At 44.5% G+C, this 8,131-nt stretch carries 6 protein-coding genes; all 6 read left to right on the plus strand.

The genetic code is table 11. The features are described 5' to 3' along the window. The first annotated feature begins 2,798 nt into the window (after window positions 1-2,798). The 6 genes from V5T57_RS19510 to V5T57_RS19535 all read left to right on the plus strand — a co-directional run bounded on the left by V5T57_RS19510 (window position 2,799) and on the right by V5T57_RS19535 (window position 8,063). Window positions 2,799-2,978 carry a transposase gene (locus V5T57_RS19510; RefSeq protein ID WP_332892943.1) on the plus strand — a complete coding sequence of 60 codons (180 nt, stop codon included), beginning with the start codon at window positions 2,799-2,801 and terminating at the stop codon, window positions 2,976-2,978. 33 nt (window positions 2,979-3,011) lie between these two features. Continuing rightward, window positions 3,012-3,317, plus strand: coding sequence for a transposase (locus tag V5T57_RS19515; RefSeq protein ID WP_332892944.1), 306 nt, complete (start codon window positions 3,012-3,014; stop codon window positions 3,315-3,317). Between the two features lie 611 nt (window positions 3,318-3,928). Then, a complete protein-coding gene (locus V5T57_RS19520; RefSeq protein WP_332892945.1) occupies window positions 3,929-4,711 on the plus strand; it encodes a ParA family protein in 783 nt (260 codons plus the stop codon). A gap of 82 nt (window positions 4,712-4,793) precedes the next feature. After that, entirely contained in the window at window positions 4,794-5,711 is a 918-nt protein-coding gene (locus tag V5T57_RS19525) for a ParB/RepB/Spo0J family partition protein (RefSeq protein ID WP_332892946.1), read from the plus strand. 214 nt (window positions 5,712-5,925) lie between these two features. Next, window positions 5,926-7,269: a hypothetical protein gene (locus V5T57_RS19530; protein WP_332892947.1), complete on the plus strand. Its 1,344-nt coding sequence runs from the start codon at window positions 5,926-5,928 to the stop codon at window positions 7,267-7,269. Between the two features lie 215 nt (window positions 7,270-7,484). Continuing rightward, window positions 7,485-8,063, plus strand: a complete 579-nt coding sequence (locus V5T57_RS19535) for a DUF3576 domain-containing protein (RefSeq protein ID WP_332892948.1) — start codon at window positions 7,485-7,487, stop codon at window positions 8,061-8,063. Window positions 8,064-8,131: the final 68 nt, after the last annotated feature.

The raw sequence follows: 8,131 nt of genomic DNA on the forward strand, positions 1-8,131 counted from the left end.
CCATGTCCCACCATGTCCCACCATGTCCCACCATGTCCCACCATGTCCCACCATGTCCCACCATGTCCCATTATTTTTTGTTGGTTTCCTGTGCTGATGTTTGTGTGGTTGATTTGTTGGGTTTTTTAAAAGATTAGGCTTGGGTGAGTGTTGAAGAAAGGGTGCAAAGCAAATAAACCAGCATGTTGAAAGTATATATAGGTTGGGTTCTGTGGGTGATGTGTGGTTGGTCGGTTGGGCCAATATGTGTAAATTTAATTGGTGGGGTTGAGGTGAAGGTGTTTGAGAGGGCTGTCATGGCTATAAAAGTATTCCATGCTTACGGTATAGAGTAGGTGGGCTGAAAAGTTCAGAAAAAGAAAGTGTGTCTGAATGCCCCTAATGAATCGTTAGTGCTTGAGTGTTCAAGTTTGTTAAAGGTGTCTTTACAGTTTTTTTGTCTGTTTCTTTAGGGGGTGCCTAAGGTCTAAATTGAATTTTATAAAAAGGGTGTAACGGAATATTTAAAAACCAGCTTTGTATTGTATTTGTTTGGTCCGATTGGTTGGCGAGGCCTTGAGTGAGTGCAGCTTAGGTTTGTATAAGCTTAGTCAATAGCTGTCGAGTTGGCTTGGTTGGGTGTGGGGCAAAGTTTTGTGAGTGAGTAGGGGGGGGATAAAAAATATAATTTTAGTGAATTACAAAAACAGGTAATGTGCATTAACCCTGATAGCCTAGAGAGGTTGGTGTTTTGTTGGAAGTTGTCGTCAGCACAGGCTCTTTGCAGATATTATCTTCCGATCTGTGGTAGGGGGTAGCCTGGTTAAGACTTGTAAGATATTAATGTAATGTTTTCTGCAAGGTCGTTGATATGGATTTGAAGTGCTGATTGTTGTGATCTCTTACTCTGTGTTGTAAGTATACGGTAGTCGGGTTGGGGGGGGCGTGTCTGGTGCCGCGACTTGTGCTGTGGTGAGAAAGGAGGCTGTTGTTAGGTTGCAGGCTAACCGTTTGTTAAGCGTTGCAGGCTGGCTTATGGGTTCAACATGAAGGTGGTTTCTGTTAGTGGAACACTGAGGGTTCCTGAATCGAAAACCTTAACTTGCTATTTCACAGCCACCCATTCCGTTCAGAAAAATGATAAAGTAAAAAAAATTTTCCAGGGAGTTTTCTGCTTAGCAGGCGGATTGTTGGTGTTGTCTGAGTGGTTGATGGCTGTGAAGTGTGTGTATGAGTTGTGGTGTGAGTGCGTATGGTTCAGTGAATGATTTGTTGAGGTAGGGTAGGGGCTAAACTATGTGCGTTTGGGTTTTTTATGGCAGCTAACCCAGACGTATAAGGTTCAGCCTTGAATTGTGTGTAAATGTTTTTTACAAAGCGTGGTCTTTTGGCGCATTAAATCAAATATGTCTGCGCTCGTTTTGGTTCATTGATATGAGTAGTCTATAATAGGGTAGATAACGTGAATGTGATTTTACCTATGTATAGTTGGTGGATTGTTGTTGAGTTCGTGTGTCTCTTCTTATAGGTGCTTGCTTTAAGCTAATAGTAAAATATTGAGGTTGGTGTTTAATCAAGTTGTAAAGTCAGGTGGTGCATAAATATGCATCTATCACTATTGAGCCGTTGCTATAGATAGTATTGGATTAGAGTTTAAAGAAACCACGCCTCAACTATAAAATGATTTTAATAAATGGAAAGTTGCGAGAGTATTGCATGCTGTGATGCTATCTAGCTAAAGATGGGTTTGGGGTGTTCAATATTCCATAGGCTTTTGGAAACAGAAATTCTGAAGTATTCTTGTAACTGCTCAGTCTTAGAGTATGGATGTATCAATCTGTTTATCATTGTGGTGTTAAGGGGCTTTATCAAACACTGTTTTTTAAAGAGTGATGCGATGTCTTGTGTTGCTCTTATGATTCTTATGCATGGTTGATTTTAAGATTAGTTAAAGAAGGTTTGAAATAATTAAATAAGAGCTACGAATATTATCCGGTGTAATTTGACCATTACTTAATCAAAAAGTTAGAAATATGAAATGAAAGTGAGTATATGCAGTATATAGACAGCCTATATAAGGACTGGTGCTGAACGTGAAAGGTTCTTTAGAGCCGTTATTGATACACAAAGTCTGGTTCTAGAATTAAAGCTTACTGAATATATATAAGTCTCATATTGCATGTATCCCTTAAATAAAGCATGGGAAACTAGACAGCTATGCGTGTTTGTTCTATGTGTTCTGGTGTTTTATAAGTGGCCATCATTATTAAAAAAAGCAAAAATGGAATAAAAGCTATAAGAAGTAATGAGAGGTAGGGGCAGTATTAAAAGAACAAAAAACAGACCTTGTTATGTGGATAATGTACTTAAGAGCCGAAAATCACCTGATTAAAACACACCATATTAGAGAAGCAAGCGCTGAACAGTGTTTTATTGCAAACAATAAAAAAGCTACGTTAAGGTTTTTTGGGCTATCTCCTCGCACAAAGGCAGGTATGGTCTGCAAGAGTTCTTTAAGAGATCCTATGGTCTGGTTGTATCAGGAAAGTGAATTGTTTGAAGGCTAGAGTGAGTGCTTCTAGGTTCTGTATAGCGGAAACGCCATGGGTAGAATTAAAGATTTATGAAGTACCTAAAGCCTCTTGTCAGTCTATGTATGGAGACCTTTGCAAAATTCCTGATTGCGGCCTGATTTGTTAAAATAAGCCATCATTTGAGCATTCAGGAGGTGGCCATGTCCCAGGAACGGCAAGTGAGCTTCGGAGAGATTGAACATTTATACCGTTGCAAGCGCAAACCGGAACAACTAACCCAGATTGATGAGCAGTCGGCCTGCACCACCGTTTCCTACTCTAATGATGTTCAAGGCTCTTCTGCTTCAACAGTGGTTCACCCTATCCGATCCAGAATTGGAACTTGCTATTGCAGATCGCCGTTCCTTTGAGCATTTTATCGGTCTAAGTGGCGACATGGATGTTCCCAATGCCAGCACCATTTAGCGTTTCCGGGAACGTTTGATTGAGCGCCATAAAATGCTTCCATTTTTCGTGGAATTCAACCGCCAACTGGAAGAGAAGGGGTTGATACTTAAACGAGGAACGCTTATCGATGCCTCTCTGATTCAAGCGGATCGTCGCCCACCACCCAAGAAGCAGGATGACGAGCAAGCCGAACCCAAGGATCCCGGTGCCAAGTGGACAGTTAAGGCGAACAAACCTCACTACGGCTACAAGGCCCATGCTGCCGTGGATCTGGATTCTAAACGCATTTGGGGCATCGAGCTGACCTCGGCCAATGTTGGCGATTCAATCATGTATCAACGACCTGATCCAAGATGATGAACAGTCTGTATTTGCCGACAAGGGTTACTGTTTTTGCGTTTCAGCAGACAATTGATGAGGTGAAGTTGCTTTTTTCAAAGGTCTCATTTTAGTGAGAGTCGTTTCTTAAACTGTCTATTCGAGTTTTATTACGATCTTTCAACGTAATACGTTGCTACCTCCCTTTGATCATTATGGTGTTTAGAATGTTCACTTTATATTTGAACTTCTGCTGTGTATTTAGCGTGGTTAATATGTGAAATGATCAGGTGATTCATGAGTTTATGGGACATAAAGCGATACATTATTTTAAGTAAAAAGTTTTTTTGCCCTGTTATAAAGAAATCCTAATCATGTTAATAGGGGAGAAGTTATACAAAGAATAAGCCTCTACAGTGCTAATTATTTTCAAAAGGTAGTCGTTAAAGATTGTTAAATAAACATTTTCGGAAGAACGAAGCTTGACCGTATGAGTATAACCGAGTACGCTCGACATGTTTTTTAGAAAAGTACTTGTCAAACTGACTAAAGAACACAGTTTTAAAAGTGAAAAATCATCTATAAGACGGTTTTTCACTGCAAAATCATGTTCTGGGTTTGACTTTTATTAATGAAAGAAGGAGATCGACATGGCCCAAGTGGTTGGTGTCGTTAATCAAAAAGGTGGTGTTGGTAAAACAACGACAGCTGTGAATATTGCCGCTGCTCTTTGTGCTGCACAACAACGTGTCTTGTTGGTGGATTGTGATGCTCAAGGCAACGCAACCACAGGTTTGGGGGGCGATAAAACAGCTCAGGAAAACCACCTATACGATTTACTCATTGGAGCTTGTGGTTGGAAACAGGCGGCACGGTCGATTATTCCTGGTCTATCGCTTATCAGTTCCACGCCGCACTTAAGTGGTGTGGAAGTGGAGTTAGCTACGCTAGATGGCTGGGAGACAAAATTACGTGAAGCTCTGCAGGGGGCTGGTGATCATTACGATGTCATTATTTTAGATTCCCCCCCTTCATTAGGTATGTTGACAGTCAATATCCTTACGGCTGTCGATTATGTGTTGGTACCGCTTCAGTGTGAGTTTTATGCGCTGGAGGGGTTAAGCCAGTTATGGCGCACACTACAAATAACTCGTAAGCGTTTAAACCCAGAGCTCGAGGTTTTGGGGATTGTGTTAACCATGTTTGACAAAAATCTAGATCTAAACAAACAGGTTGCTAATGAGGTGAGAACACACTTTGAAGAGCTTGTTTGTACATCGGTCATTCCAAGGGATGTCCGTATGGGGGAATCTCCAAGCTTTGCAAGGCCTGTGCTTTGGTATGGCTCGGATACGTCCGGTGCAAAGGCATACCTAAAGTTGGGTAATGAACTTATGCAACGTCTTTCCTTAGATCCAATGGGTACGGCGTAAACAGAAACCAATGTCTGAAACGCCTTATATATAGATACAAAAACATCAACCAATAGGTTGGTGTTGTGATGGGAGCAAGTTGATGAGTGATAAGAAGAGTCTTGGTAAAGGTTTGGGCGCATTGTTAGGTGATGATGCTGTTGATGCCGCTGAAAAGCATCGTGTGCGTACCGTACCTGTCGAAACCATCCGTCCTAACCCCTACCAGCCACGAAGAATCCTAAAAGAAGATGCGCTCAAGGATTTAACAGACTCTATTAAGCAACAAGGTGTCTTACAGCCAATCTTGGTTCGTAAAGTTGCGGGAGCCAAAAAAGGTGAACCCATTTATGAACTGATTGCTGGGGAGCGTCGTTGGCGGGCCACACAAAATGCAGGATTAGGGGATATTCCAGTTATTATTAAAGACTGGGATGATAACCGTACCCTAGAGGTGGCGTTGCTAGAGAATGTACAGCGAGAAGATTTAACAGCGTTAGAGACCGCACGGGGTTATGAGCGCCTTTTACAAGAGTTTGGCTATAGCCATGCTCAAATTGGTGAACGTATCGGCAAAAGCCGTATGGCTGTGAGCAATGCGTTGCGGCTTTTGCAACTACCACAGCCAATTGTAGAGCTGTTGGAACAGGAGAAGATAAGTGCAGGCCATGCTCGGGCTCTTTTGGGGTTAGGGGATAATGTTCGGGTTATGATCATTGTGGCTAACCAGATCATTGATGAATCATTATCTGTACGTGATACAGAAGCATTGGTACGCAACGAAGCTCAGCTCGCTGAAGCGGAAGAAAATGATGAGCGTAGCAAAGATGCGACAACCAAGAAGCCTAAGGGTCGGCAAAAAGATCCAGCCATTATTGGCTGGGAGGAACGACTTGCCCAGTCGTTTGATACGAAAGTGAGTATCACCCATGCCAAAGGTAAGGGGAAGATCTCTTTGAACTATGAAAGTATGGATGATCTTGAAAAGATGATGGAAATGCTTTTAAGTGAAGCTTCCTGAACAAGATATCTTCTTTGCAGATAGATTTTTTGTTTGCAATTGCAGGGGTGGCATGATAAAAGCGTGTCACTGTTGCTGTGAAGCAACACTATGTCGCAAAAAAGTGACAGACGTTGAAAACATCGCTAAAGGGACACATTAGATGGCCCGATAGATGCTAGTAACTGCTCTGTCTGTTAAATTTTTTCCTACCATCTTGTGAAGGATTGTTAAAATGAAAAAAGGTCTGGTTTTGGGCGCTGCCGCCCTCGCTACTGTTGCACTCGCTCCTGTTGCTGAAGCTGGTTCTATCAGCATGAAGGGTTACTACATGTTCCGCGCTCAGTCCGTGGATGGTGGTTTGGTTGATGGCGACTTCGTAACCAACGGCGCCGACGATGGTGACAAGAACGCTTGGATGCACCGTCTCGAGATCACCTCTGAGTACAAGGCTTCCGAGAAGACCCACGCTCACATGAAAGCTCGTTTCGTTGACGGTTCCGTAGACGGTGCTGACTCCAACGTTTTGGGTGCTGACTCATCTGTGGCTTCTGGCGGTTTGACCGTTAAGCAAGCTTGGTTCGAGACTGAGGCTTATGGCGTTTCTTTGAAGATGGGTAACATGCCCCTCGCTCTGAACGACAAAATCCTGCTGAACCACGACGCTACTGCTTTCGGTACCTTCTTGGTAGCTAAGTCCTTTGGTGACGTAACTGTAATCGCTGCTGACGTTAAGGTTGACGAAGGTCACGCCACGAACGATCTGGACGATTCCAGCAAGGACATCGACGTATACGCAGCCAGCGTTTTGGGTAAAGTTGCTGACGTTAACCTGCAGTTGACCTTCGCAGCTCTGGATGGTGGTAGCGGCGCAACCACCGGTGGTGCTGGTGCTGGTGCAGCTCTGTCCAACGTTGAAGGTAACTGGCTTGCTCTGACCGCTTCTGGCGCACTTGCTGGTATCGACTACACCGCAACCATGATCTATGATGGTGGTGTTGACTACTTCGGCGACGCAGCTGGTATCCAGCTCAAAGAGAGCGACTTCTTGGCTGCTCTGCGCTTGAAGGGTAAGACTGGCTTCGGTGGTTGGAGTGCATACGGCTTCTATGCTGGTGAAGACTTCAACAGCATCACCGACGACAACATGGGTTGGTCCGCAACTTGGGACATGGGCGGCCCCGGTGGTACAGATCTGCTGGGTACTTGGGCAGCAGCAGCTGACGGTGGCAACAGCTACCTGACTGCTAACTCCAAGTCCACCAACGCTTCCAGCAACATGTGGGGCATCGGTGCTGGTCTGAGCATCAAAGCTGGTGGCTGGACCATCAAGCCTCACGTAGACTATGCATCATTGGTTGAAGAAGACCTGAATGGTGACGGCGCTGTGACTGCAGCTGACGCCCTGTTCGAGTCCGCCATTGCTGGTTCCCTGTTCGCTTCTACCCAAATCGACAAGGGTACAACCCTGATGGTTGGTGGTGCATACGGTTCCTTCGACGAAGGTCCTAACTTCACCACCGGTACCGAAGAAGACAGCGCTGGCTACATCGAAGCTTCCATCAAGATGGCTTTCTAATTTAAGCCTACATATCTTGATAGCGTGATTGAAGAAGGAGGGGGAAACCCCTCCTTTTTCTTTTTTTTGTGATTTGTAAAATTAAGATAAAAGCTTGATGTCATTTGAGAGTTTTCTCTCTCAAGTCGATTCTGCACAAAAGCCCTTTTACCTTGCCCATCTTTGCGTCAAAATCATGTGCGCCAATTGTGGAACACATCAAGGAGTCTTCAGTTATGCAGGGAAATCGTTACGCCTTAGCTCTTCTCGTGGCCCTGAGTCTTGGGTTGAACGGTTGTTCATCGGGTTTTTGGGGTGGCCAAAGCAAGGTGGACAAGCATCCATTGGCTAAGTTTGGTCAGAAAAAAGTGCTGGATGAGGCCCAAGAGGAAGGTGCCATGGCGCTGGATAATGCCTATGCTGGCCAAGATCCGAGTAACTCCACATTCTCATTTGGTGGGAAAGAGGGCATCCTTGCAGGTGGTGGTGGCGGAAAAACGGAGGCTGATGTCCGCCGTGAGAAGCTCTATGCCGGTGCATTACAGGTTGTCATGGCTCTGCCAATTAAAGTTGCGGATGGTAATGGTGGGTTTGTTGCTACCGATTGGAAAGTGGACCCTAAGCGTCCAGATGTTCGCTACCGTCTGAATATTTTGGTCACTGGTACCAAGCCTTACGGTACGGTTAAAGTTGTGGTCTTAAAGCAAGGGCGTGGTGTGAATGGCTGGGAAGACCGGCCTTCAGATCAAGCTTTAGCTAAGCAGATTGCCAAAGCGATTCGTAAGAGCTCGCACCCGGTCAAGCTGCAACCCTAAGCTTGCTGAGGGTGAGCTTGCCTATAAAGCGTGATGCCTAAGCATCACGCTTTTTTTATATCGTGTGC

It is taken from the genome of Magnetococcus sp. PR-3, assembly GCF_036689865.1.
GTDB lineage: Bacteria > Pseudomonadota > Magnetococcia > Magnetococcales > Magnetococcaceae > Magnetococcus.